Annotated in this window: 21 protein-coding genes and 1 tRNA gene; 15 read left to right on the forward strand and 7 right to left on the reverse strand. The window is 65.2% G+C overall.

The features are described 5' to 3' along the window. Positions 1–70: 70 nt before the first annotated feature. From C41B8_RS02985 to C41B8_RS03000, 4 genes are read left to right on the forward strand one after another with little or no spacing between them, the layout of a single operon-like run. Positions 71–1,183: an ABC transporter substrate-binding protein gene (locus C41B8_RS02985; protein WP_156962387.1), complete on the forward strand. Its 1,113-nt coding sequence runs from the start codon at positions 71–73 to the stop codon at positions 1,181–1,183. Between the two features lie 2 nt (positions 1,184–1,185). Continuing rightward, entirely contained in the window at positions 1,186–1,980 is a 795-nt protein-coding gene (locus C41B8_RS02990) for an ABC transporter permease (protein WP_232225979.1), read from the forward strand. After that, a complete protein-coding gene (locus C41B8_RS02995; protein WP_037333949.1) occupies positions 1,977–2,714 on the forward strand; it encodes an ABC transporter ATP-binding protein in 738 nt (245 codons plus the stop codon). Before C41B8_RS02990 ends, C41B8_RS02995 begins: the two co-directional genes overlap by 4 nt. A 14-nt stretch (positions 2,715–2,728) precedes the next feature. Beyond that, positions 2,729–3,046, forward strand: coding sequence for a DsrE family protein (locus C41B8_RS03000; protein ID WP_037333668.1), 318 nt, complete (start codon positions 2,729–2,731; stop codon positions 3,044–3,046). Positions 3,047–3,092: 46 nt separating this feature from the next. Here C41B8_RS03000 and C41B8_RS03005 read toward each other — a convergent pair whose 3' ends face one another. Together C41B8_RS03005 and C41B8_RS19315 are read right to left on the reverse strand one after the other, a co-directional pair. Then, positions 3,093–3,791: an EAL domain-containing protein gene (locus C41B8_RS03005; RefSeq protein WP_232225980.1), complete on the reverse strand. Its 699-nt coding sequence runs from the start codon at positions 3,789–3,791 to the stop codon at positions 3,093–3,095. 233 nt (positions 3,792–4,024) lie between these two features. Next, on the reverse strand, positions 4,025–4,630 hold the full coding sequence (locus C41B8_RS19315) for an MOSC domain-containing protein (RefSeq protein WP_156962388.1): 606 nt from the start codon (positions 4,628–4,630) through the stop codon (positions 4,025–4,027). A 123-nt stretch (positions 4,631–4,753) separates the two neighbouring features. On the opposite strand from C41B8_RS19315, the gene C41B8_RS03015 reads away from it, so the two are divergent. Together C41B8_RS03015 and C41B8_RS03020 are read left to right on the forward strand one after the other, a co-directional pair. Further along, complete coding sequence (locus tag C41B8_RS03015; protein ID WP_037333671.1) at positions 4,754–7,129, forward strand: bifunctional acetate--CoA ligase family protein/GNAT family N-acetyltransferase; 2,376 nt, start codon at positions 4,754–4,756, stop codon at positions 7,127–7,129. Continuing rightward, on the forward strand, positions 7,126–7,677 hold the full coding sequence (locus C41B8_RS03020) for a DUF924 family protein (RefSeq protein ID WP_037333673.1): 552 nt from the start codon (positions 7,126–7,128) through the stop codon (positions 7,675–7,677). The genes C41B8_RS03015 and C41B8_RS03020 overlap by 4 nt, the downstream gene beginning before the upstream one ends. Here the strand turns inward: C41B8_RS03020 and C41B8_RS03025 are convergent. Next, positions 7,674–9,887, reverse strand: a complete 2,214-nt coding sequence (locus C41B8_RS03025) for a TonB-dependent receptor (RefSeq protein ID WP_198025021.1) — start codon at positions 9,885–9,887, stop codon at positions 7,674–7,676. The two genes, C41B8_RS03020 and C41B8_RS03025, sit on opposite strands and share 4 nt — an antisense overlap. Before the next feature lie 462 nt (positions 9,888–10,349). Here C41B8_RS03025 and C41B8_RS03030 point away from each other — a divergent pair, with 462 nt between their 5' ends. The 3 genes from C41B8_RS03030 to C41B8_RS03040 all read left to right on the forward strand — a co-directional run bounded on the left by C41B8_RS03030 (position 10,350) and on the right by C41B8_RS03040 (position 14,891). After that, positions 10,350–11,225, forward strand: a complete 876-nt coding sequence (locus C41B8_RS03030; protein WP_051882879.1) for a S1/P1 nuclease — start codon at positions 10,350–10,352, stop codon at positions 11,223–11,225. 105 nt (positions 11,226–11,330) lie between these two features. After that, positions 11,331–13,871, forward strand: coding sequence for a magnesium-translocating P-type ATPase (gene mgtA / locus C41B8_RS03035; protein WP_051882881.1), 2,541 nt, complete (start codon positions 11,331–11,333; stop codon positions 13,869–13,871). A gap of 3 nt (positions 13,872–13,874) precedes the next feature. Continuing rightward, the gene (locus C41B8_RS03040) at positions 13,875–14,891 is read left to right on the forward strand and encodes a lysylphosphatidylglycerol synthase transmembrane domain-containing protein (protein WP_051882883.1); all 1,017 of its coding nucleotides are present in this window, start codon (positions 13,875–13,877) and stop codon (positions 14,889–14,891) included. A gap of 19 nt (positions 14,892–14,910) precedes the next feature. Here the strand turns inward: C41B8_RS03040 and C41B8_RS19320 are convergent, their stop codons facing one another. Continuing rightward, complete coding sequence (locus C41B8_RS19320) at positions 14,911–15,348, reverse strand: host attachment protein (RefSeq protein WP_051882885.1); 438 nt, start codon at positions 15,346–15,348, stop codon at positions 14,911–14,913. 164 nt (positions 15,349–15,512) lie between these two features. Here C41B8_RS19320 and C41B8_RS03050 point away from each other — a divergent pair, with 164 nt between their 5' ends. Next, on the forward strand, positions 15,513–15,893 hold the full coding sequence (locus C41B8_RS03050) for a TraR/DksA family transcriptional regulator (protein WP_037333678.1): 381 nt from the start codon (positions 15,513–15,515) through the stop codon (positions 15,891–15,893). A 13-nt stretch (positions 15,894–15,906) separates the two neighbouring features. Here C41B8_RS03050 and C41B8_RS03055 read toward each other — a convergent pair whose 3' ends face one another. Further along, a complete protein-coding gene (locus tag C41B8_RS03055; RefSeq protein WP_084188414.1) occupies positions 15,907–17,913 on the reverse strand; it encodes an erythromycin esterase family protein in 2,007 nt (668 codons plus the stop codon). 222 nt (positions 17,914–18,135) lie between these two features. On the opposite strand from C41B8_RS03055, the gene C41B8_RS03060 reads away from it, so the two are divergent. The 5 genes from C41B8_RS03060 (at position 18,136) to C41B8_RS03080 (ending at position 22,083) form a co-directional block, all read left to right on the forward strand. Then, complete coding sequence (locus C41B8_RS03060) at positions 18,136–18,948, forward strand: 5'-nucleotidase, lipoprotein e(P4) family (protein ID WP_051882887.1); 813 nt, start codon at positions 18,136–18,138, stop codon at positions 18,946–18,948. A gap of 10 nt (positions 18,949–18,958) precedes the next feature. After that, entirely contained in the window at positions 18,959–20,227 is a 1,269-nt protein-coding gene (locus C41B8_RS03065) for a phospholipase D-like domain-containing protein (protein ID WP_084188415.1), read from the forward strand. Positions 20,228–20,315: 88 nt separating this feature from the next. After that, positions 20,316–21,053: a ribonuclease T2 family protein gene (locus C41B8_RS03070; RefSeq protein WP_037333682.1), complete on the forward strand. Its 738-nt coding sequence runs from the start codon at positions 20,316–20,318 to the stop codon at positions 21,051–21,053. A gap of 107 nt (positions 21,054–21,160) precedes the next feature. Continuing rightward, a tRNA-Arg gene (locus C41B8_RS03075) sits at positions 21,161–21,237 on the forward strand. 36 nt (positions 21,238–21,273) lie between these two features. After that, the gene (locus C41B8_RS03080; protein WP_037333685.1) at positions 21,274–22,083 is read left to right on the forward strand and encodes a TOBE domain-containing protein; all 810 of its coding nucleotides are present in this window, start codon (positions 21,274–21,276) and stop codon (positions 22,081–22,083) included. On the opposite strand, the gene C41B8_RS03085 is transcribed toward C41B8_RS03080, so the two are convergent. Both C41B8_RS03085 and C41B8_RS03090 read right to left on the reverse strand, forming a co-directional pair. Continuing rightward, positions 22,080–22,511, reverse strand: a complete 432-nt coding sequence (locus tag C41B8_RS03085) for a GFA family protein (protein WP_037333688.1) — start codon at positions 22,509–22,511, stop codon at positions 22,080–22,082. The two genes, C41B8_RS03080 and C41B8_RS03085, sit on opposite strands and share 4 nt — an antisense overlap. Before the next feature lie 619 nt (positions 22,512–23,130). Then, positions 23,131–23,841, reverse strand: coding sequence for a PEP-CTERM sorting domain-containing protein (locus C41B8_RS03090; protein ID WP_037333691.1), 711 nt, complete (start codon positions 23,839–23,841; stop codon positions 23,131–23,133). Between the last annotated feature and the right edge of the window lie 7 nt (positions 23,842–23,848).

Below are 23,848 nucleotides of genomic sequence, written 5' to 3' on the forward strand. Positions count from 1 at the left end.
TGGCACTATCGCGCTGCATCACGCCCGGCCACGCTCCGGGAATTCGTATCGGTTTTTCCGGGTTTGTGCCATGTTTCGACGCCCTTCGCCTCGCCGCCTGCTGTCGCTGATCCTTGCGCTCGGTCTCGTAGCCGCACTCGCCGGCTGCGGTCAGTCCGATTCCAATTCGGCTCAGGCTTCGAACGAAAGCACGTCCGGAACGCAGCCCGCCAAGGTGAAGGCCCAGATCGGTTATATGCCGATCCTGCCCGACGCCCAGCTCTTCGTGAATCTGGAAGACGGCGGTATCGCCAAGGCCGGCATCGATCCGGATCTGGTGTCGTTCCAGAACGGCCCGGCCATGGTGCAGGCGTTGGCCTCGGGCCAGCTCGATATCGCTTATTTCGGCATCGGCCCGACCATGGTGGCGCGCTCCAAGGGCGCGAACATTCGTGTGGTGGCTTCGAACATCATCCAGCAGATCAGCGTAGTCGCGCTCGGCGATCTCGCCCCCTATTTCGAAAACGGCGACCCGGCCACGGCGTTTGCGCGCTTCCGCAAAGGAACCGGTCATAAAGCCAAGATCTCGACCTTTCCGGTCGGCTCGGTGCCACAAACCGTGTTCGCCTACTGGCTGAAGAACAAGCTGCACGCGGATCCGTCGGATGTCGACGTGATCTACCAGGGCACCTCGCAGGTCCAGCAGTCGCTGCTGACCGGCGCCGTCGACGGCGCGGCCATTCTCGAACCCGTCGTCTCGATCGTGGAGAAGCGCGAGCCGAAGGCGCGGGTAGTCGCCAGCGGCGCCCAGATGTTCGACAACCAGCCCGGCGCCGTAGTCGCCGTCCGTGAATCGTTCCTCAAGGCACATCCGAAGGTCGTGGCCCGTCTGGTCGCCGCGCATATCGAGGCGACCAAGGCGCTGCAGGCCGGCAAGGCGTCGGCGATCGATGCAGTCGCCAAGCATGTCGGCGGCGGCCGTTTGCCGCGCGATATCGTGGCCACCGCGGTGGATCATTCGAAATCCAACTTCGTGGCGAATCCGCATCGCATCATCGATTCCACCAAGCGCATGTATCAGTTCCAGCGCGACGAGGGCACGCTCAAGGCCAAGCTGGATATCGATGCGCTGTTCGATACGTCGTTCTATGACCAGGCGACTAACAAAAACGGCGCCTCGGGCAACGACACCAACGGCAGCTGATCTTGGCGGAGTCGGCGGAAACACGGCGACGTCGCGCCGAAAAGCGGGCCGGTGCCCGCCGCATCGGCCTGGGGCTACTTGGGCTCGCGATCTTTATCGGTATCTGGAAGGCCGCGTATGTCTTCAACTGGGCCCCGCGCGGCACCCTGCCCGATCCGTTCGAGATTCCGGCCGCGCTGGTCCGTGAATGGCGCAGCGGCCATCTGCTGCCCGCCATCGGCTCCAGCCTGATTCATTACGTCTGGGGCCTGGGCGCGGGCACCGCCGCGGGCTTCCTGGTCGGGCTGCTTGCGGCCAGCTCGCGCGCCTTCGACGACCTGCATTACATGCTCGCGCGCGTGCTGCGCCCGATCCCGCCGCTGGCCTGGGTGGTGTTTGCCATCGCCTGGTTCCACGTCAGCCATGCCGGCGCGGCGTTCGTGATCTCGATCGGCGTGTTCTGGGTGAATTATTTCGCCACCGCCGCAGGCGTGGCCAACGTCGATCCGCGCTACTACGAACTGGCAAGGGCGTTCGGCCACGGCGGTTTCATCTCGCGCGTGCTCACCATCACGCTGCCCGGCGCCGCCCCCGGCATTCTGTCGGGCATGCGGACCGGGGTTGGTCAGGCCTGGATGACGCTGATCGCGGCCGAACTGCTCGGCGTGCCCGGCATGGGCCAGCAAATGAATTCGGCCGCCGGCGTGGGCGCCTACGATGCGGTCGTGGTCTACATGCTGGCCATTTCTCTGATTTATTCGATTTCAGACGGCCTGTTCGCGCTGGTCGAGAAACAAGTGCTGCGGTGGCGGCCATGAGCAACGCGCCCCTACTGACGGTGGAACGGCTGTCGTATCACTACCCGGGCAGCGATCATCCGGTCTTCGCCGACCTGGATTTCTCGGTCGCGGACGGCGAATTCGTGGCCATCGTGGGCGGCTCGGGCGTCGGCAAATCCACCTTGTTGCGCAACATCGCGGGGCTGATCCCGCCCAGCAGCGGCAACATCGCACTCTCGCCGGCCCGCAACCGCGGCAGCCGCGACCGGGGCTTCGTATTCCAGGACACCCGCCTGCTGCCCTGGCGGCGGATCGCTTCTAACATCGAGTACGGGCTGGCGGGACTGGATCTGTCGCGCGCCGAGCGCCGCGAACGCGTCGACGAAGTGCTGGAACTGACGGCGATGACGCCCTATCGCGATCGCTGGCCGCATTCGATTTCCGGCGGCCAGGCCCAGCGCATCGGGCTGGCCCGTGCGCTCGCCGTACATCCGCGCCTGCTGCTCATGGACGAACCGTTTTCCGCCGTGGATGCGCTCACGCGACGCCGCCTGCAGGACGAACTGCTTGCGATCTGGCGCCGGCTCGGCATGGCCGTGCTGTTCGTGACCCACGACATCGACGAAGCGCTCTACCTCGCCGATCGTATTCAGGTCATGCGCGGCAGCCCGGCAGCCATCGTGCGCGACGAGTGCATCGAACTGGAGCGCCCGCGCGATCGCAGCGATACGTCCTTCGCCGCCCTCACGCACGAGATTGCCGACTCGCTCTGAACGGAACCGCCTCGATGACCGATACGTCCGACCAAGAACCGCTTTGCCTGCTCATCCATGCCGCCGATGAGGCCTCGCTGGCCCGGGCCCGCAACAATGCGCGAAACCTCTTGACCGCCGAGCCGAGCGCGGCGGTGGAGATTGTGCTCAACGGCCCGGCCGTGGCGGCGGCGCTGGCCACACCGGACGACACCGACCGTCTGTTGCGGCTGTGCGCCAATACCCTGGCCAATCAGGATCTCGAAGCCCCGGCGGAGATCGCCCGGGTCAAGGCGGCCGTGCTCTATATCGCCCAGCGTCAACGGGACGGCTGGGCCTACATGCGAGCCTGAGCGCGTCGGCGGCTGCCCGCGAGGGAGGCCGAGGCGCCGTACCGGATCAGTTCAATGCCGCGAAGCGGTCGGCGTCGACCACGGGGAGCTGCTCCAGCCCCGGCCGCGCGAAGTAGTAGCCCTGCTGCAACGCAATGCCGCGGCGACGCAGCCAGGCGGCTTCCGCGGCCGTCTCCACGCCTTCGGCGAGCAGGCGGATATCCAATGCGGTCGCCAGGGTGACCAGCGCATCGACCAGCCGTTGGCGTCGCGGCGCCGCGGGAATATCACGGATCAGTTCTCGATCGATTTTGATCAAATCGGGCCGTAAGTCGATCAACAAATCGAGATTGGCATGCCCGGTGCCGAAATCGTCGAGCGCGACGACGAACCCCATGGCGCGATACGACTCCACGATATTCTGCAGATGACGCCGATCGCGCACGGCTTCGGTTTCGATGACCTCGAACATCAACTGCGAAGAAGGCCACTGCAACCGCTCGGCTGCCGCGAGCGTGGCCTGGATGCAGGCTCGGGGCGCATAGACCGCGTTCGGCAGAAAGTTGATCGAAATCGTGCGATCGCAGCCCAACGCGTGGGCTAGCTCCAGCGCCCGCACGCGACAAGCCTGATCGAATGTATAGACGTTGTGATCATCGACCCGGTCGAGAATAGACGCCGCCGACTCTCCGCCGGGCCCGCGCACCAGCGCCTCGTAGGCATGCACCGTACCGGTGAATACATCCACGATGGGCTGAAAGGCCATGGTGAACTCAAAGTCGAGCGTGCCGCCGCAACGCAAGCAGGGCGCTGTCTCGGCGCCATCACGATCCATCATGCATTTCCCCAGTAACGCCCCGCGCGAGCGCCAGCTGCCACTTGATTCCGAATGATTCGAGTGTAGCCGAGGCACGCCCCGAATGAACTGGGTAATCGTGCCCAGAAAACGCATCTTTTTGAGCGGTTACGCCGCGTGATCCGTGGCATGGCCAGGCGTGATCAACCCGGCAGGCCCCGCTGGGTTCCGGAATCGTCGACGAGATATACCGGATCGCCGATGCTCAGGTGTCCGCCGCTGACGATCCGCGCCCGCATACCCCCAAGCCCGTGCAGCGCGGCGCGCATATCCGCCTCCAGTAGTCGCGACAGGTAACCACAAGGCGGACAGCGGCCGGCAAGCATGATGTGGACCTCGCCGATGAGGAGCTCTCGGCCCGCCCATGTTTCGAGCCGTCCGGTCTCGATCAGCAGATTGCGGCGCAGCATGGCGGCGGGCAGCTCGTGCTCCAGCCCCCGACGGCAGATAGCCAGCGTCTCGGTATCCAGAATCGACAACGCCCGTGCGCCGGAAATCAGCGGCGTCCGGCGGGAAAATGTCCCCGTGCCGCGATGATAACGATCGCCCACGAGGCCGTGTCCGGCGTCGGCCCGCACCGAATCGCGGGCCGTCATCGGCAGACTTCGCTCGGCCGCGATGTACACGCCCGCGAGCCGCCCGATCAGTCGCATATCGGGGCCTGCAGCGGGGTAGCTGCGCCGAAAGTCAACTTGAGTTGGCGTCGACAGCCTGCTGTCATGGCCAATGCATCGGGTCTTATGCCGCATAGGCTACGCACCTCGTGGCAGGCCACAAGCGACGTATAGTGACGGGAATCCTCAAGCCGACGACAGGACTGTGATGCCGATCGCGCCCATCGCCGAACATCGCCGCCTCGATCAAGCCGCGTCATGACACTGCGCAATATCGATGCGCTGTTCTCGGGCGCGCGCGCGACCGTTTTCGGCCGAACGACCACGTCGGCCCAGACTCAGCTGCTGGCCAATCTGACGTCCAGCGCCGATGACGACGTCATGCATGTGACCGCGCGCGCGCATCGCGCCCGGTTGCCAGCCCAACCCGGCCCGTGCGCGGTGATCCTCGATCCGCGCTGGGGCAAGCCCGACATCATCGCCGCGCTTGCCGAGGCGGGTTGTCGTGCCGTGGTCTGGGCGGCGCCCAAGCGGATTGGCGACGACGTGCTCCGTGCGGCGCGCCCCACCAACATGCGGCTGCTCGGCGGGCGCACGGCCGGCGTGTTCGACACGCGCAACGGTCTGAACATGACCACCCTGGCCTCGCTGCCCCGGCCTGGCAAGGTCGCGCTGATCAGCCAGTCGCAGTCGCTCACCGCCGCGGCGGTCGACTGGGCGCTGGGCCGTAATCTGGGTTTCTCGTGGCTGGCTTGCACCGGCGCCGAGGCCGATATCGACGCCGCGGACTTGCTCGATCATGCCGCCCTGGATCCGCGTACGCGCGCCGTGGTGCTACAGATCGGCGAAATCGCCGAACCCCGCAAATTCATGTCGGCCGCCCGGGCGGCCGCGCGCGTCAAGCCGGTGCTCGTACTCCAGACGCGGGCCGATCGCCCGGGTACGCCGCCCGGGCCGGACCCGGCCCGATCAGCGGCATTTGCGCGTGCCGGGCTGGTGGAATGCGAAAACCTCGGCGGCCTGTTCGACGGTCTGGCCGCGCTGGAACTGTTGCCGAGCGTGCGTCAGGACCGCGTCATGGTGCTCGGCAACGGGGCCGGGGTCTGCGCGCTGGGCACCGATGCCTTGCGGCGGGCCGCCCTCACCCCCGCCGAGGCCGGATCCGATACGGTCGAAAAACTGGGTGAAGTCGCGCCGCGCGCGCACAACACGGGCGCCGGCATCGACCTGGCCAGCTCCGACATCCCCGAGACGTTGGCCGCTTTGCGTCTGGCCCTCGCCGATCGCAGCGTGGACGCGGCCCTGCTCGTCCACAGTCCGGTCGCCGGGCATCCGCACGAACCCATGGTCGAAGCCATCGCCGACGCCAAGCTCGATGCACGTCTGATGACGGTATGGCTCGGCCTGCACACCGCGCTGCCGGCGCGGGCGGCGAGCGCCCAGGCCCGTCTGGCCACGTTCGCTTCCGCCGACGAGGCCGCCCGCGCCATCCATTACCGTCGCAGCTATCACGAAGCGCACGAACTGCTCACGGCCACACCGCCACCCGATCCCACAGTCACCGCCGACGCGGGCGCAATCCGGCATCGTCTGCACGTGTTGGCCGAAGACGGGGTCGAATGGCTATCGGCCGAGGACACCCAGGAAACGCTGGCGGCTTACGGCATCGTCGGTGGTCCGAGCGGACGCGCGGGTGCCGACCCGTCGATCCGCGTCCGCATCGAGGTGATCGATCATCCCGAACTCGGCATGGTCATGCGTGTGACCGACGAGTCACTCGGTGTGGCCCCGGCCTACGGCTTCGCCCCGCTGGACGCCTTATTGGCACGGCGCATGCTGGAAGGCGCCAGTGCCGGTCGCCTGTCCGCGACCGTGGAGGCGGTCGAAGCCCTGGCACAAGCGCTGGTGCGCTTGTCCAAGCTGGTGGTCGACATCGCCGAAATCACGCGGCTGGACTTGCATCTGGCCATCGGTCCGCACGGCCGACTGCATACGCCCACCGATACGCTGATCGAGATCACGGCCGATCCCCGGCCGCCCCGCCGCCGTCTGGCCATGTCGCCTTACCCGGCGCGCATGCGGCATCGCGTCACGCTACGCGACCACCGCACATACATCGTGCGCGCGATTCATCCCTCGGACGAACCGTTGGTGCTCGACCTGCTGGAAAGCCTCAGCCCGGAAGAGATCCGGTTGCGCTTCTTCAACACGATCCGGCATTTCTCGCACGACATGGCGGCGCGCATGACGCAGATCGATTACGACCGCGAGGTCTCGCTGGTGATCAGTCCGGCCAAGAGGCCGGGCGAGCTGACCGCCATGGGCACCATCATCGCCGACCCGGATGGTCGCGAGGCGGAATTCGCGGTGCTGGTGCACCATGCCCATACCGGCGTCGGCCTCGGCCGGCATCTGCTCGATTGCCTGCTGCGTCAGGCCCACGCGCGCGGCATCGGCACCGTCTACGGCGAGATCCTCGCCGACAACCGGCCCATGTTGGAACTGGCCCGCAGCCTCGGCTTCACCATCCGCCGCTCGCTCGACGATGCCACCAGTGTGCGCGCCGAGATTGACGTGGCCCGCTACCGCAACGCCGAGCTCCCACCACCACAAGACAGCGACGACGCCCCATGAATACCCCGGTACCGGCCCGCGAGGTCCATACTTTCTGGTTCGAAACCCTCGCGCCCGCCGACTGGTTCGCCAGCAACGACGCACTCGATCGTCGCATCGCGGCAGAATTCGGCGCGCTGATCCCGGCGGCGCGTGCCGGGGCGCTGGAGTTCTGGCGCGTCTCGGCCACCGGACGGCTGGCCGAAATCCTCGTACTGGACCAGTTCTCGCGCAATGTCTTTCGCGGGCACGCCGATGCGTTCGCCGGCGACGACATGGCGCTGGCACTGGCGAAACAGGCGATCGAGGTCGGCGCAGCGCAGCATCTCGCCGCACGCGAACGCGCTTTTCTCTACCTGCCGTTCATGCACAGCGAGTCGCTGGCGGAGCACGACCGGGCGCTCGAACTGTTCTCCGAGCCCGGGCTCGAACAACAGCTGCAACATGAACACCGACACCGCGCCGTGCTTGAGCGGTTTGGTCGCTATCCGCAAAGAAACGCCGCCCTCGGCCGTACGAATACGGACGAGGAAACGGCGTTTCTGGCCCAACCGGGTTCGGGGTTTTAAAACCGCACGTATAAGCCGGCAAAAACGTTGAACGGCTCCGCATATTTCTTGCGCGGATTATCGGGCCCCTGGCCGGCGTCGACGACGTACTGATTGTTCAGCAGATTGTCGAGATTCACCGACACCGACATTTTCTTCACGCCCATGTTTTTCGCCATGGCGTCCGGAAAGTCGTACTTGGCATACGCCTTCGTTTCGACGTGATCTTTGATTTTATAGAACTGGTTGTCGTAGAGGCCGACGTAATAACTCGATACATACTGGCCGGAGATGCCGCCCGACCAGCCCTTGTACTTCACCCGCAGGCCGAGCGCATCGGTGTTGCGCGGTGACTGCTCCGGCGGCTGCGCGTGGTCGCTGTAGTAGGCGTTCAGATAACCGATGTTGGCGAAGCCCGATAGCCAACCATTGAACGCATAGCTGTTCTCGAGCTCCACGCCCTGGTTCACCCGCCCGCCGGCGTTGACCAGCTGCGAGTAAGATGTCGAACCCTTACCGAAACTCTCCGAGCGGATATAGCTCAAATAGTGCGTTTCGAACAGGGTCAGGCGGCCGCTCCAGGGCCCCTTGTCCCAGATCGTGCCCACTTCGTAGCTGTCGGCTTCTTCCGGCGCCAGGTTGGTATTGAAACGACCGGAATAGAACTGGTTGTACCCCGGCGGCTTGAACGATCGGGTGTAGTTGCCGTAGACGTTCCATCCTTCAAGCAGTTGATAGTTCAACCCGAGCGACGGCAACAACCGGTTATACGATACCGCCTGATGCGTACCGGCCAGATTGTTGTAGAAATCGCGGTCGATTCGGGCGTATTTGAGACCCGGCGTGATCGTGAAGTGCTTGAACGGCCGGATCTCGACTTCCACATACGGCTGCTCGGTGCTGTTCTTCACCGTTTCGCTGTACTCCGGGCCGAGAGGCGGCCCCTTGCCTTGTTTCGTTTCAATCGGCGTGCGGTCGGCCCGATGCAGTGTGTCCTGGTAACTCCAATACACACCGGTTCGGAATGTGGCGTATTTCATGTCGTAGGCAAACCGGAAGATATTGCCGACACGATCCTCGTTGTGCCGGCTCTTGACCTGGTACAGCTCATTGTTGTTCGACGACGTCGCCGAGGCGCCATAGCCCCGGGCGTAGTAGTAGTAGAGCTGGTTGGATACGTGGATGTTGTTCCGGTTGATCTCGTACTTGATGTACGTCCGGTTGTTATAGAACTTGTTGTAGTTGTAGCCGAAGTATTCGATCGAGTCGGGATTTTCGTTGTAGCCGTTGTAGCGCTTGCCGTACTGCGCCTTCTCGGCATCCGAGATGCCACGATAATAGTTGTAGCTCTGGTCGGTGCTGTGGAAATACAGCGTGAGCTTGCCCAGCGGCAGCTTGCTGATCGACTTGAACGTCGCGTCGTTGCGGTACTTGGTATTGGTGTGGTCGTAATAGCCATCGCCGTCACGCGCAGACAGACTCAGGATCGCCGATGTCGAATCGTCGAGAAACGAGCCGGTATTGATCTGGGCCCCGTACTGCTTGGCATGAAACGAGCCCACGCCGAGATAGGGCTGGATATAGAAATCCGGCTGCGGATCCTTGGTATGGATGGCGATCGTGCCCCCAAAATTGCTCAACCCCATGGTCGACGCCGAACCGGCGCCCGGCATCACGTCGATACTGCTGATCGCGTAGTTGTTGGTGATGTCGTTGGTATAGACGGAGCCATCGTCCGACGAATTCACCGGGATGCCATCGATCAACAACCCCAGATGGTTCTGATCGAAACCGCGCAGCCGATACGTACTGCCGCTGTCGTTGGACCCGGTGTGCGAACGAACGAAGTTCGGTTGGTTCGTCAGCGCGGCCGCGAAATCCTGCACCGGGGCCGTGGCATCCTGAATCTGAGCCTGGGTCACCGTGGTCTGGGTGCGGGTCGACTCCGGAATCTGTGCCTGGCCGGTCAGCATTTTCAGATAATCGGCTTGTCCGGTCACCGTCACGTTGTCCAGCGTCGTCGTGCTGACGGCAGCGCTGCTCGCGGCCGGCGCGGCCGGCGCGGCCGGCACGGGCGCCGCAGCGGCCGGAGCAGCGGCTGCGATCGGGGCGGTGCCATTCGTGTTGGTGTGATCGTTGTCGGTTGCCATGGCCGTGGGTGCCAGAACGACACCACAGGCCAGTAACAACGACGCGCCGAGCACCGGTCGTACTTGCTCCGTAGAAAACATACCCCCAAAGCCTCCCTTGGCTTGTGTTTGCATGAGGCGATCCCCCGCCCCGTCGGAAACGTCTCGAGATCCCGAGACCGTGCGGTCACGCTAGCCGCGCTTTGTTGCATCGGCGTGTCACGGACGCCCCGATATCCGAATGCCTCCTACCGGACGGCATCGCCGTCTCAAACCAAGGCGAGCCATGCGCTCAAGGCGTTCGATGGATACCCAAGCGCTTAAACCCTATTTGAATAGAGCTTTATCCAGATACGGCGCGGTGGATGTTCGCGAAGGGCTGGTATCGGGGCAGGCACGGCGGGGGCGCGGCCCCCGTCGATCCGCGGTGCCACCCGCGGTAGCGCGGGCCGATACCGGGCCTCGACGTATCGCCGCGTCAAGGCGAAGGCCGGGTCAACGACGGCTGTATCTTCCCCCCAGGCGTGCTACAAATCGGCCGCCATCCTCGGATCGCTGCTCGTTATGCGCCGTCGTTTCCGCCATCGTCTTGCTCGGGTGCTATGCCTAGCCGCCGGGCTCGGTCTGTCATTCGCCGCCCAGGCCTGGGGCCCACAGGGCCATGCTCTGATCGCGGATATCGCCGCCGCGCATCTGCAGCCCGCCGTGCGCGCCGAAGTCTCCAGCCTGCTGGCAGCGGAGGGGCATCATCGCCTGGACGAAATCGCCTCGTGGCCGGACGCTATCCGGCACGACCGCCCGCGCACCGGCCGCTGGCACTACGTCGATATTCCGCTCGATGCGGCGGGCTACAAGGCGAGCCGCGACTGCCCACACGACCACTGCGTGGTCGCGCGTATCCCGTATTTCGCTCATATCCTGGGTGATCGCTCGGCATCGCAGCGCCAGCGCATCGAGGCACTCAAATTTCTCGTGCATTTCGTCGGCGATGTCCAACAGCCCATGCACGCCGAGGACCACGACGACAAGGGCGGCAACGACGTACGGCTCAGCTACTTCGGCCATCGAACCAATCTGCACCGCATCTGGGACAGCGGCATCGTCGATCACGCCTTGGATTTGCACGTGCGATCGGACTATTCCATCGACTACGGCCCAACGCGTGCCGCCGCTATCCGACTCGACCGGCAGATTACCCCGCGCGAGCGCGAACAATGGACGCGCGGTATCAACAGCCGGCACCTCAATGCCGCCGCCATCCGCTGGGCGAACCAGGCCCACCGATTGGCCCGGCGCGTGGCCTACGGCGACCTACCCGCCCCGCCGCGACGCCACTGGTCCGAAACTTATCAGCAGCAGGCGTGGCCGGTCGTACGCCGCCAGCTCGAGCGCGGCGGCGTCCGGCTGGCCGCCGTGCTCAATACCACGCTCGGCCGATAACTTCGATACGGTCGAGCGGGTATTACGACATTGACTCCGGTCAATACATGACGGCAACAATGCCGGCAGTCTGGCTTATCGGGGCCCTCTTGCGCTGCCGAAAGCATGTCGACCGAATCCACGGAGGCGTACTGGGCCTGGACCCGGGATGAGCTGCTGGCTCGACTCGAGAGTTCCTCGGCTGGGCTGAGCCAGACCGAAGCCCGGGCCCGGCTGGCACGCTTCGGCCCGAATACGCTCAAAGCGGGAGACCGCTACGCCGCCTGGCGACCGCTGGTCCGACAACTGCGCAGCCCGCTCATCCTGATCCTCGTCTTCGCCTCGGCCATCGCGCTCGTGGTGCACGACTGGACGGACGCCGTGATCATCCTACTGATCATGACCGCCAGCGGCGGGCTCAGCTTCCTGCAGGAGTTTCACGCGTCGCGTGCTATCGAACGCCTGCGTGCGAGCGTCGCCATTCGCTGCGATGTGCTTCGCGACGGGTTGAAGACCCGTTGCCCGGCAAGCGAACTGGTACCGGGCGATGTCGTGCGGCTGGCCGCCGGCAGCCTGATTCCGGCCGATGCCGTATTGCTCGAGGCACGCGATGTGTTCGCCGCCCAGGCCGTGCTGACCGGGGAAACGTTTCCGGTAGAAAAAACCGTTGGCGCGAGTGCCCCAGGAGCAACGCTGGCACACCGCCACAACTGTCTTTTCATGGGCACATCGATTCGCAGCGGCACGGCGACGGCGGTGGTCGTCTATACCGGCCGAACGACTGCCTATGGGCGGATCGCCGACCGCCTGGCGGGGCCGGACGAAGAAACCGAGTTCGAACGTGGCCTGCGCCGCTTCGGGTTGTTGCTGATGCGGATGATGCTGCTGGTCGTGCTTGTGGTCCTCAGCGTGAATCTGCTGCTGGGCCGGCCGACCGTCGATACCCTGCTGTTCGCCATGGCCCTGGCCGTCGGGCTGTCGCCGGAGTTGTTGCCCGCCATCCTAACGCTCACGCTGGCCCGCGGCGCCCAGAATATGGCGCGTCGCGGCGTGATCGTGCGCCGTCTCGATGCGATCGAGAACCTGGGCAGCATGGATGTGCTGTGTACCGACAAGACCGGCACCCTCACCGAAGCCCGCATGACGCTCGAGGACACGCCGGACGCCCGGGGTGTGCGCTCGCCGGCGGTTCTGGCTGCCGCGTTCGCCAACGCCGCATTCCAGACCGGACTCGGCAATCCGCTGGACGAAGCACTCGTGGCCGCGGGCGAAGCCGCCGGGCTGTCGACCGACCGCACCGTCAAGCTGGATGAAATCCCCTACGATTTCCTGCGCAAGCGCCTTACCGTAGTCGTGCGGTTTCCAGACCAGCCTCAGCCCTGCCTGATCACCAAGGGCGCGCTGCGTTCCGTGCTCGAAGTCTGCAGCCGCTACGGCGATCTCGTCGATAACTTCGTACTGGACGCCCCGGCTCGCGCCGACATCGAGGCCCGGTTCGCAACCTGGAGCGCCCAGGGCTATCGCGTGCTCGGCCTGGCCCTGGGCGGCGTCGACACCCGGCCACGCTACGATCGCGACGACGAGCAGGCGCTGATCTTCGCCGGTTTTCTGCTGTTCCGCGATCCGCCGCGAGCCGATGCCGGCGAGACGCTGGCCGCACTCGCGACCGCAGGCGTCGCGATCAAGATCATCTCCGGCGACAACGAACTCATCTGTCGTCATATCGCGGCCGCCGTCGGGCTAGCCACCACACAGGTGCTAACCGGTGCCGAGCTCGTCGACATGCGCGACGAAGCGCTGTGGCAGCGTGCCGTCGATACCACGGTCTTCGCCGAGATCGAGCCGAATCAGAAAGAACGGATCATCCGTGCGCTGCAGCGCACCGGCCACGTCGTGGGTTATCTCGGCGACGGCATCAACGACGCGCCCGCACTGCATGCCGCCGATGTCGGCCTGTCGGTGGACGGCGCAGCCGACGTCGCCCGCGAGTCGGCGGATTTCGTGTTGCTGACCCACGACCTGGCGGTACTGCGAGCCGGCATCGACGAGGGACGACGAACATTCGCCAATACCATCAAGTACATCTTCATCACCACCAGCGCCAATCTCGGCAACATGATGAGCCTGGCGCTGGCTTCGCTATTGCTGCCGTTTCTGCCGATGCTGGCCACTCAGATCCTTTTGAACAATCTGTTATCGAGCGTGCCGGCGCTGGGCATCGCTGGCGACAGTATCGATGCCGAATGGGGCGATCGCCCGCATCGATGGAATCTGTCGATGATTCGTTATTTCATGATCACCTTCGGCCTGGTCAGCAGCGCCTTCGATCTGATGACGTTCGGGCTGCTGTTGTGGCTGTATCATGCCGCGCCGAGCCTGTTCCGGACCGGCTGGTTCGTCGAATCGCTGCTCACGCAGGTCTCGATCCTGCTGATCGTGCGCACGCGCCGCCCGTTCTATCGCAGCCGACCCGGCCGTTTTCTGCTGGCCAGCTGTATCGCCGTATTCGCGCTCACCCTCGTCCTGCCTTATATCCCGCCAGTGGCGACGGCATTCAGTTTTGTCGGCCCGCCGCCCCACTTGTTGGCCGCGCTGCTCGGCATCAGCGCCAGCTATGTGCTGGTGTCCGAGGCCACCAAGCGACGTTTTTTTCGTCGCTTCGATTGACCCGTGCGCGGCACTGAACATCAGTTCGCCCGCCCGCTCCGAGGCTGGCGTCGCTTGGGAGGCTGGCGTCGCTTGGGAGGCTGGCTGATCGGCGTCGTGCTGCTGCTGGGCACCGTGATGCTCGTGCTGCATCTGGCCGATCTCGAACGCACCGCCCGGCTCATGCAACAGGCCAAACCGGGCTGGATGGCGCTGGCGCTCGGGCTACAGGCCACCACCTATGCGCTAACCGCTCTCGTTTGGCATGACGCGCTGCAGGCGCAGGGCGAGGTCGTCGCCCGGCGTGCCCTGCTGCCGCTGAGCGTGGCCAAGTTGTTCGCCGAACAGGCGGTGCCCAGCGGCGGTGTCAGCGGGGCGGCGTTCTTCGTGGCCGCGCTCGGCCGCCGCGGCATCGACAGCGCGCATTGCCTGGGGGCGTTGCTCGCCAGTCTTATCTCGGGCTATGCCGCTTATGTGCTCATGGCCGCGGTGGCCCTGACCGTGCTCGCGCTTCAGCATCGACTGTCGCACTGGATAGTGGTTTCGGCCGCGCTCTTTCTGGTGTTCGTGAGTGCGATCGTCGCCCTGGCGGCGTCTCTGCGCTGGCTCGATCGGCTACCACCGGCAGCACTCGTACAGCGCCTGCCGATGGTCGAGCTGCTCATCGATGCGCTGGCCGCAGCACCCGCGGACATCTGGCGGGCAGGATTGATCGCACGGCTCGGCGGGCTGCAGCTTCTGATTCTGGTCTGCGATGCCGGCACGCTCTGGGCGTGTCTGCATGCCATCGGCGCCGACACCGGCGCCACATCGGCTCTGGCCGCCTTCATGGTGACCTCGATGGTGGCGACGATCGGTTTCGTGCCGCTTGGGCTGGGCACGTTCGAGGCCGCCTGCACGGCGACACTGGCGCATCAGGGCATCCCGCTGGCCGCTGCGCTGACGGCCACTCTCATACTGCGGGTACTGACCCTCTGGCTGCCGATGCTGCCCGGCTTGTGGCTCATGCGCGGCGCGCTGGGTGGCGCCGCCAGGCCTTGAACAGCGTTTAGCGGCCGGGCTACAGATACTGCGGCAAGTGGGCCCGAATGGCGGCGGCCGGCATGCCGGCCACGTCCAGGGGGTACTGGGCCACGATCCGGCGTCGTGTGGGCATATCCAGCGCCTGGCGCAATGCGCCGAGCACACGCGGCTCGACCAGCAGGTAGAGACGATCGAAGCGGCGCTGCTGACAAGCCCGGGCAAGATACGAGGCAATCTCGTCGGCGAAGACACGGATATCGCCCACGGTTTTGTTACGGCGCGGCGCCATCGCATGGCGGCCACCGCCGAAGCGGTCGTAGCTCCGACCGGGCGCATCAGACCCCGCCACGTGGGCGGCGCGACGCGACTGCGGATGCACCAGATCCGTAATTTCCCGAGCTATACCGCTGGCACCCCGGCATTCGAAAATTCGGGCTCGGGCCCGGTCGGCCGCTACCACCCAGATCGTACGCATCGACAGGCCTCCGGAGCACGGGAACTTTCACACTTCCCAGTGTGCGAGCGCCACGCGGGGCATTGTTGACCGTGGTCAAAACCCTTCGGCGTGTCGTGCCTACATTGGGCTCATCAACCGGTACCCGGCTGCGATCGACCGCGGCCTCAATCTGGTAAGCGACCATGACCCAACCCCTGGCCCCGGAACAACTCGATCGCCTGCAATCCGACATGCGCGACCGCCTGGTCCAATTACGCGCCCAGGTCGCCCACGCGCTGGAGCACTCCGTGCACGAATCGCACGAGTTCAGTGCCGGCGAAGTGCTCGACATGGAGGACACGGCGTTCGTGCGCATGGTGCGCGAGCTGGATCTTGCCGATATCGAGCGCGATGCCGCCGAGATCCACGACATCGACGCCGCGTTGGCGCGCATGGACGACGGCAGCTACGGCCAATGCGTGGACTGCGGCGAACCCATTGCGCTCGCGCGCCTGGAGGCCTATCCCAGCGCCAAGCGCTGTTACGCCTGCCAGCAGGCGGTCGAACGGGCGCAGGGAATGTAAGACCGAAACCCGCTCAAACACCGAATGGATAGGTTTCCGGCAGCTCGCGTTCGTCGGCGTCGTCGTACCAGTAGACCGCTTCATATAGCGGCTCTACGGCTTCGGTCTCGTCGAGATGAAACACCAGATCGAACTGGCGCGATAACGAGGCATCGAAATAATGGCTGGCGCGCTCGGTCTCGGGACGGTAGATCACGCCGATCGCGCGCTCGAGCATCGGCGCCTGCAAATCGGGGGCCGCGGGGCCGGTCAGCGGTATGCAGAAGCGGTCCAGGCGCGTGCAGTAGAACAAATGCTCGATGCTGTCTTCCAGCGCCGGGCGCACACGCATCCGCTCGACGTGCTCGCCCCAGTCGTGTGCCGCCGAGACGTAGCCGGTATAAGTCGTGAACCCCACCAATAGCGCATTCTCCGGCCCGACCCGTTCACGCACCCGCTGGCCCAGATTCCATTCCCCGGCCCGCCCCATCGACGTCGCCCGGGCGTCGCCCAGATGCGAATTGTGGGCCCAGACCACGATCCGTCCGCGCCGGCCCTGCGATCGCAAATGCGCCTGCAGCGCGAACAGCGTATCGGCCATGTGATCGTCGCGCAGATTCCAACTGCTCACGCGCGAACCGAACATCGCGCGATAGTACATCTCGGCGTTGCGCACCACGGTCGCGTTGCGCTCGGCGTGGAAACGTTCATCGTCGTTCGCCATCGCCAGATTGCCGGCGAGCGCCGTACCGTCGCGCTGACGCATTTCGATGAGTTGGCGCGTGACCGCCTCACGACACGACGGCCGCAGGTTGCGCACCGCCTCCAGGCCGTATTGCTGCGGGTCGCGCACATGATCCAGGCAGGCATAGCGTCGCCGCGCAATCATCGCCTGCTCGGGATCGGTGGCCTCGAGATAATCGATTACGGCGTCGGCCGAACGATACAGGCTGTACAAATCGAGGCCGTAGAAGCCCACGCCCGCGTCCATCGGTCGTACCGCGTTGCGGCTCTTGAGCCAGATAATGAACTCGTACACCTCGCGGTTACGCCACATCCATTCGGGGAAGCGCTCGAACGAATCGAACGCAGTGAGCGTGTCCCGGTCGTCCATGCCGCGTACGTTGCGGTTCAGGCTATACGCATCCGGCCAGTCGGCCTCGACCGCAACCGCGTCGAAGCCGCATTCCATGATCAGCCGCCGGGTCATTTCGGCCCGCATGCGATAGAACTCGCGCGTGCCGTGGCTGGCTTCGCCGATGAGCACGAGATCGCGATCGCCCACCTGTGATATCAGCAGATCGTAGTCGCTGGCCGAGCCCGAAAGCCGCACGGCCGCGGCACGGGTGGCCGTGAGCGGCGTATGTAGACGCGTGCCCGTCGTGGCCGACGCATGACAGGCTCGCGCCTCGGACAGTAGGCGACGGACTTCATCGTCCGAGGTCTGATCGAACTCACGATAGTGCAGCCCTACGGCACGAAAATCCTCGGGTGCCGCCAGGCAGACGACCTCGTCGGCCAGATCGCCGAGTCGGCCCATGCCTTCCGGTGAGGCCACCGGCACGGCCGCGATCAGCCGTGCCGGGCCCATCTCACGCACCATCTGCAGCGCGGCGGCCATGCTCGCGCCCGTGGCCAGCCCGTCGTCGATCACAATCACCCGGCGGCCGGCAACGCGCAGCGGCTCGCGCCCTTCGCGGTAAAGCCGTTCTCGACGTGCCAACTCCTGGCGCTCGGCCGCGATCACCCTCTCGATCGCCGCGCTGTCCAGCCGCAGATGGCGGATGAGCTCACGATCCAGGATCTGGCGCCCATTGGCCGCAATCGCGCCCATGGCCGTTTCCGGGTGGCCCGGCACGCCCAACTTGCGCACGACCAGTACATCGAGTTCGGCCCCCAGCGCACGGGCTACCTCGAAGGCCACGGGCACGCCGCCTCGCGGCAGCGCCAGCACGAGGACATCTGAATGATCAGCGTGGCCGTCCAGCTCGCGCGCCAGACGCCGCCCCGCATCGCGCCGGTTTCGGAACAACAGGGTCATGTCACACGCTCCGGCAAGGGTATGAAAAGAGTGTCGGCGTCTCGCCGCCGGCCGGCGTTGATCATGATCAAAACGGCCGATCGGCCGGGCGCCCTTGCGCTTGCCTATTGCTTTGACATACGCGCGTCATCGCCATCCGGTTTAATCGCGGCTACGGTAGCCGCATCGCTCGCGCCAGCCGCCGCCGTGCCCCAGCCCACAACCCAGCTCGAGCAAGCTCCGATGACGCCATACCCGACTTGGCTCGCGACCGCCGTTCTGGTCATCGCCGCCGCCGTGCCATCGGCCTATGCCGATGACAGCGCCGGGCCCGGACCGGCCGCACACAACCCGCATCTAATGGGTGATCGCTACCAGCAGGCGAGCGCCGAAGTGCGTGCGCTGCAACTCCAGGCCTACAACGTGGCGACACGCCGCCTCGATCAATTGCTGGCCGATCATCACGGTTCGCGCCAGCCAGCGGTGGTGCTGGATCTCGACGAAACGGTGCTCGACAACTCGCCCTACGAGGCCGCCAGCGTGCTCGACGGGTTCTCGTTTCCGAAGCACTGGGATCAATGGGTGGACGCCGCCGAGGCGCCACTGATTCCCGGCGCGCGGGCATTCCTGCGCCACGCGGATGCACGCGGGGTAGCGATTTTCTATGTCTCCAATCGATCGGCGAAACAAGAGGCCGCGACCATCGCCAATCTGAAACGCGACGGTCTGCCACAGGTCTCGACCCAGTCGGTACAGCTCAAGGGCCCATCGAAGAAACAGCGCCGCGATGCGATCGCGCAGCATTACGACATCCTGCTGCTCGTCGGCGATACGCTGCACGACTTCGATGCCGAGTTCGCCGGCACCTCGCTTGCGAGCCAGCGGGCGGCCGTCATGCGTATGCGCCATGCCTTCGGCAATCGTTTCATCGTGTTGCCCAATGCCAGCTACGGCAACTGGACCAAGGCGACGCTGCATGCTTGGCAACCGCCGGCAAAGCCCGCAGCGAACACCGCGCCCCGAAAACAGGCCCCGGCGCCCCATGCCGCGAACTGATTGCTGCCTCATGCGCGTCGTCATTGCCCTGCTCGCTGCCGGTTTCCTCGCCCCGGCGACGGCCTCCACGCCCGAACACGCCCACGCCGCCGGCGGCACAACGCCGGCGCATATCCAAATTGTCGAAAGCGTGCCGACACACAGCATGTACGGCGAGCCCGGCGTACCGCGCACGCCAGAGGTCTGGCGTCGGATGATCGACGCGGCCCGCACGCGCATCGATATCGCGGCGTTCTATGTGGCCAACAAGCCGGGCGAAGCGCTCGCGCCCGTATTGGACGCCATCGCCGCACGCGCCAAGGCCGGCGTGAACGTGCGCATCCTCACCGGCCCGACCTTCGCCGACGAAACCGACCAGAGCCTCGCGCCACTGGCGAAGCTCGCCAACGTCACCATCCGCCGCCTGCCCGTGAACAAGCTCACCGGCGGCGTGCTGCACGCCAAATATTTCGTGGTCGACGGCCACGATGCCTTCATCGGCAGCGCCAACTGGGATTGGCGCGCCATGGACCAGATCCACGAGCTCGGCGTCCGTATCGACAGCCCGCGCATGGCCCGCACGCTGGATGCCACCTTCGATTTTGACTGGCGGCTGGCCGCCAACGGCGATCTGCCGGCCGCCCGCAAGCGCGCGGCCCAACCGCCGGCATTCGATCCGGTCACACGTGAGGCGCCGGTCGTGGTGGCAGACGACAATGGCCGGATCACTGGCACCGCGTTCGAAGCGTTCTCGCCGCCCGCGCTCATGCCCGGCTGGATCACCACCGAGCAATCGGCGCTGGTCCGGCTCATCCACTCGGCGAGACGCCGTATCCGCATCCAGGTGATGAAGCTCTCGGCGATCAACGAATACGGGCCGCCCGGTTACTGGCCGGCGCTGGACAGCGCGCTACGCGATGCGGCCGCCCGCGGCGTGGCCGTGCAGATCGTGGTCGCCGACTGGGCTCTGCGCGAACCGATGCAGAGCTACCTCAAGAGCCTGGCCGTGTTGCCGAACATTACGGTCAAATACAGCCACGTGCCGATCGCGCCGCGCGGGTTCATTCCCTACGCCCGGGTCGAACACTGCAAGTACGCGGTCGCCGACGACGACGCCGTGTATGTCGGCACCGGCAACTGGACGCGCAGCTATTTCGATGCCAGCGTCAATGCCTCGCTGTTCATGCACGACGGGCCCGCGGCGCACACGCTCAACGCTATCTTCGAGCGTGACTGGAACGGCCCGTACGTCCATACGATCGAACCCGGCGGCCATTACAATCCACCGCGTACGCACTAAGCGGGATGCGCGTAATCCGCGCCCGGCGGCCCGCGTGCACTCCCACTCGTTCGAATCATCCTGCAGACAAACCAAGCCGAAGCCGACCATGCGTATTCGTATTGCCCTCGCCATTGTCCTGATCGCCATCGCAGGCGCCGCCACGGCCCAGGCCGATTCACTGCTGGCACCGAAAAAACACGGGGATTTCGGCCACTACACCCTGGCCCTGACCTGGCAGCCCGGGTTCTGTGCGGAAGGCCAGTGCGATGCCGACCAGAACCACGATATTCGGATCGGCTTGCACGGGCTGTGGGCGTCGCGGCCGCAGGATCTCATCTCGCGCGGTGTGGCGGCGCAGCAATGGTGGTCACGCGGCTGCGATTTCTATCATCACAGTAACGCCACGCCGGATCTCGACGGCCCGACCCGGCGCAATCTCGAACGCGTGATGCCGCAACTCGATCCCAGCCTGCTGACGCATGAATACGACAAGCATGTCCAGTGCTTCGATTTCGACACCCAGCGCTTCTTCGCCACCGCGCTCGACCTGCGCCAGCGCATCGCCGGCAGCCCGCTGGGCGACTGGCTGCGCGAGCACGCCGGGCAACGCGTCGCCCGGGCCGACGTGCTGGCGCAATTCGATCGCACGTTCCATACGAACAAGACCGCGGCCCTGCAACTGCGCTGCAGCGGGCCCCACGATTCGCGTTATCTGAGCCAGCTCTGGTTCACCATTCCGCGCACACATCTGGCCGCATTCCCGCAGGACGCCGGGCTGATGAAAGCGCCAATCGCGCAGCACAACTGCCCCGCGCAGTTCCGGCTGCCGGACTGGTCGTCGTAGCCGCAAGGCAAGCCGCGGCAACCGCGCTGCGGCGCGGCTTGGCCCGGACGCGCGGCCATTCGGCTTCGTCTTCCAGCGTCCCCTGCGTTAATCTACGCGCTCGGCGCGTCCCCGTAGCTCAGCAGGATAGAGCAGCCGCCTCCTAAGCGGCAGGTCACAGGTTCGACTCCTGTCGGGGACGCCACTCATTCCACCGCCGTGGATGCAGCGAGAGCAACCCATGACATCCGACGTCTCGCACCTTGAGGGGCAACTGCATCTCGGCCCGCGCCAGGGTGGCATCGGGGCCCGTCGCATCGCGTTGCTCGAGGCCATCGGGCAAACCGGCTCGATCACGGCCGCGGCCAAGGCCGTGGGCCTGAGTTACAAGGGCGCCTGGGATGCGGTCAACGCGGCCAACAATCTCGCCGATACGCCGCTGGTCGAGCGCACCACGGGCGGCGCGGGCGGCGGCGGCACCCGGCTCACCGAGCGCGGCCAGCGGCTGGTCGCCACCTATCGCGCGGCCGAGGCCGAGCAGCAACGCTTTCTCGCGCAACTCAATCGGCGCCTGGCGCATCTCGCCGGTGACGATCTCAATCTGATGGAGCGTCTTGCCATGCAGACCAGCGCACGCAACCAGCTGCTGGGCCGTGTCACCGCCGTCAAACGCGGCACGGTCAACGTCGAAGTGGACCTCGAACTGGCCGGCGGTGATCCACTGGCGGCGGTTATCACTCAGACCAGCGCCGACAACCTCGGCGTCGAGCCGGGCGTCACCCTCACCGCGCTGATCAAAGCCAGCTGGTTGATTCTGGCCGCGGGCGACCTGTCATCCAGCGGGCTGTCGACGCGTAACCGCCTGGTCGGCACGGTCGAATCGATTACCTCCGACGAGGTCGCTGCCGAGATCACGTTGCGTCTGCCCGGCGGCGCGAGGCTGGCGGCCGTGGTCACGCGCGAATCGGGCGACGCCCTGGGGCTATCAGAAGGCGATACGGCCACTGCCCTGTTCAAGGCTTCGAGCGTGATCCTGGCCCAGTCCGACTAGTCGATCGCCTCGTAACGCAGAACACCCGCCAACGGTGCCCGCTTGCGATCGTCGTGATCGCGTGGATGCTCGATACCGTTCGCCACCGGCACCTCGGCGAAATCGAACGGGCTCAGCCCCTCAAGGCAGGCAACGTTCACGCCGTACTGCTCCGGGTTCGAACGGCGTTGATGATGAGTATAAATCCCGCAGCGCGAACAGAAGTAATGCTTGGCGGTACGCGTGCCAAACTGGTAATAGCTCAGCAAATCGGCGCCTTCGAGGATGGCGATGTCCGTAAGGGCAGCCGACACCGCGACCGCGCCGCGCATCCGACAGTACGAGCAATTGCACCGTCTGGCCGAGTGCAGGCCATCGGACAGTCGCACATGGAAGCGCAAGCCGCCGCAATGGCAAGCGCCGTCGATGCTGTCGATGTCCAGATTCATAGCCCGCTCCTCGGCACCATGCCCGCCGCGCAAAAAAACGGCCCCGCCAACGCGAGGCCGCGAGCTCCGATACTTCGGAGAGCCGGATCGAGAACCCGGCTGCAGGGAGCTATTGTTTTTATTATGGCCCTGTCTCGCAAGACAGGTTGCACGCCACCCGTGGATAACTGAGCAATTTCCGCGCCAGTTCGCCCAGCGACGCCGTTTTCTTTATAGCGCCCTGATTTATCGATGAAAAAATTCGGCGTCGCCGAAAACGCACAAACAGGAACACCCCGGCGTGTAAGAAATTCCGACTCAGCAGGCCCGTACCATCTGTTTACCACCGTGGTGGAGGTAGCTCACCAGATTTGAACTCCCGCTCATTTCACGCCCTGCCGCGTCCGGCCGACCTGTGTTCGGAGCGCGACGCGGGCGATGATCGCACGCGAGGTGTCGGCCGTGGCCGATCCTCTCGGCAGCCCCCGCCGGCGTCAGATCTGGCGATTCAAGCCGACCGCTGATTGAATCGCAGCTATACGCCGCCAGACCTGCGACAAAAAAACGGCCCAGGGGCGAGGCCGTTTCTATTCCGGGAACGCCGGAGCCGGGTTATGAAACCGGGCTCGGCGAGCCGCTATCAGGCCGCGCTGCCGCTCTGCTTCCGGCGGAAACCAAGCCCGGCCAGGACCAGCGCCAACCCGACGCCGAACATGCCGAATTGGGAGGGTTCCGGCACCGAATGCTCAACGGTCACATCGGCGTTCTGCAGCTGACCACTGTCAAAGCTGCCGTTGTCGCCGAACGTGGCGTTGCCGAGCGCAATATCGGTGTTCGTGAAGTTGAAGCCGGCCGACGAATCGAGACCGTAGTAATTGGCCAGACCGGAGTTAATGTCGTCCTCACCTACCACGATACTGGTCAGGCGGGACGCCGACGGGGAATTCAACACCGTCGCGCTGCTGATCGAGCCATGGAACAGCGCGCCCGATGCGATGACCTTGTTGCTGTCTTTGGTCATTGCCGTACCGGACAGCGTCAGGGCGTAGGGATCGGTGTTGGCGCCGAAATCCCACTCGCTCGGGCCTTCGGATGTATTCGCTCCGCTGGTAATGCTGATGGTGCAGCTGTTGCAGGTGAGGGTATTCGGGCTGTTCGCCGCGTCGCTATTGATCTCGTCAAACGAAATGCCGGAGCCAACGAGCGGGCCGCCGTTGCCGTCATAGCTGACCGAACCGGCCGGCGCCGCCGCACCGTGCTGGTCGAAATTGATCACAGAAGCCGAAGCCGAGACGCTCAGCCCAAGGGCGGCGATGGCCGCCGTTGTTGCAGCGAGATGATTGAACTGCATGAAATCT

The organism is Salinisphaera hydrothermalis C41B8 (assembly GCF_000732535.1).
GTDB lineage: Bacteria > Pseudomonadota > Gammaproteobacteria > Nevskiales > Salinisphaeraceae > Salinisphaera > Salinisphaera hydrothermalis.

Excerpts from the sequence above, each read along its gene's own strand:
- C41B8_RS19320 (WP_051882885.1), bottom strand. The coding sequence starts at position 15,348 with ATGCGTACGATCTGGGTGGTAGCGGCCGACCGGGCCCGAGCCCGAATT.
- C41B8_RS03080 (WP_037333685.1), top strand. The coding sequence starts at position 21,274 with ATGACATCCGACGTCTCGCACCTTGAGGGGCAACTGCATCTCGGCCCG.
- C41B8_RS03020 (WP_037333673.1), top strand. The coding sequence starts at position 7,126 with ATGAATACCCCGGTACCGGCCCGCGAGGTCCATACTTTCTGGTTCGAA.
- C41B8_RS03050 (WP_037333678.1), top strand. The coding sequence starts at position 15,513 with ATGACCCAACCCCTGGCCCCGGAACAACTCGATCGCCTGCAATCCGAC.
- C41B8_RS19315 (WP_156962388.1), bottom strand. The coding sequence starts at position 4,630 with ATGCGGCATAAGACCCGATGCATTGGCCATGACAGCAGGCTGTCGACG.
- C41B8_RS02985 (WP_156962387.1), top strand. The coding sequence starts at position 71 with ATGTTTCGACGCCCTTCGCCTCGCCGCCTGCTGTCGCTGATCCTTGCG.
- C41B8_RS02995 (WP_037333949.1), top strand. The coding sequence starts at position 1,977 with ATGAGCAACGCGCCCCTACTGACGGTGGAACGGCTGTCGTATCACTAC.
- C41B8_RS03030 (WP_051882879.1), top strand. The coding sequence starts at position 10,350 with ATGCGCCGTCGTTTCCGCCATCGTCTTGCTCGGGTGCTATGCCTAGCC.
- C41B8_RS03065 (WP_084188415.1), top strand. The coding sequence starts at position 18,959 with ATGCGCGTCGTCATTGCCCTGCTCGCTGCCGGTTTCCTCGCCCCGGCG.
- C41B8_RS03070 (WP_037333682.1), top strand. The coding sequence starts at position 20,316 with ATGCGTATTCGTATTGCCCTCGCCATTGTCCTGATCGCCATCGCAGGC.
- C41B8_RS03055 (WP_084188414.1), bottom strand. The coding sequence starts at position 17,913 with ATGACCCTGTTGTTCCGAAACCGGCGCGATGCGGGGCGGCGTCTGGCG.
- C41B8_RS03015 (WP_037333671.1), top strand. The coding sequence starts at position 4,754 with ATGACACTGCGCAATATCGATGCGCTGTTCTCGGGCGCGCGCGCGACC.
- C41B8_RS03085 (WP_037333688.1), bottom strand. The coding sequence starts at position 22,511 with ATGAATCTGGACATCGACAGCATCGACGGCGCTTGCCATTGCGGCGGC.
- C41B8_RS03005 (WP_232225980.1), bottom strand. The coding sequence starts at position 3,791 with ATGGCCTTTCAGCCCATCGTGGATGTATTCACCGGTACGGTGCATGCC.
- C41B8_RS03025 (WP_198025021.1), bottom strand. The coding sequence starts at position 9,887 with ATGTTTTCTACGGAGCAAGTACGACCGGTGCTCGGCGCGTCGTTGTTA.
- C41B8_RS03090 (WP_037333691.1), bottom strand. The coding sequence starts at position 23,841 with ATGCAGTTCAATCATCTCGCTGCAACAACGGCGGCCATCGCCGCCCTT.
- C41B8_RS03000 (WP_037333668.1), top strand. The coding sequence starts at position 2,729 with ATGACCGATACGTCCGACCAAGAACCGCTTTGCCTGCTCATCCATGCC.
- C41B8_RS03060 (WP_051882887.1), top strand. The coding sequence starts at position 18,136 with ATGACGCCATACCCGACTTGGCTCGCGACCGCCGTTCTGGTCATCGCC.
- mgtA (WP_051882881.1), top strand. The coding sequence starts at position 11,331 with ATGTCGACCGAATCCACGGAGGCGTACTGGGCCTGGACCCGGGATGAG.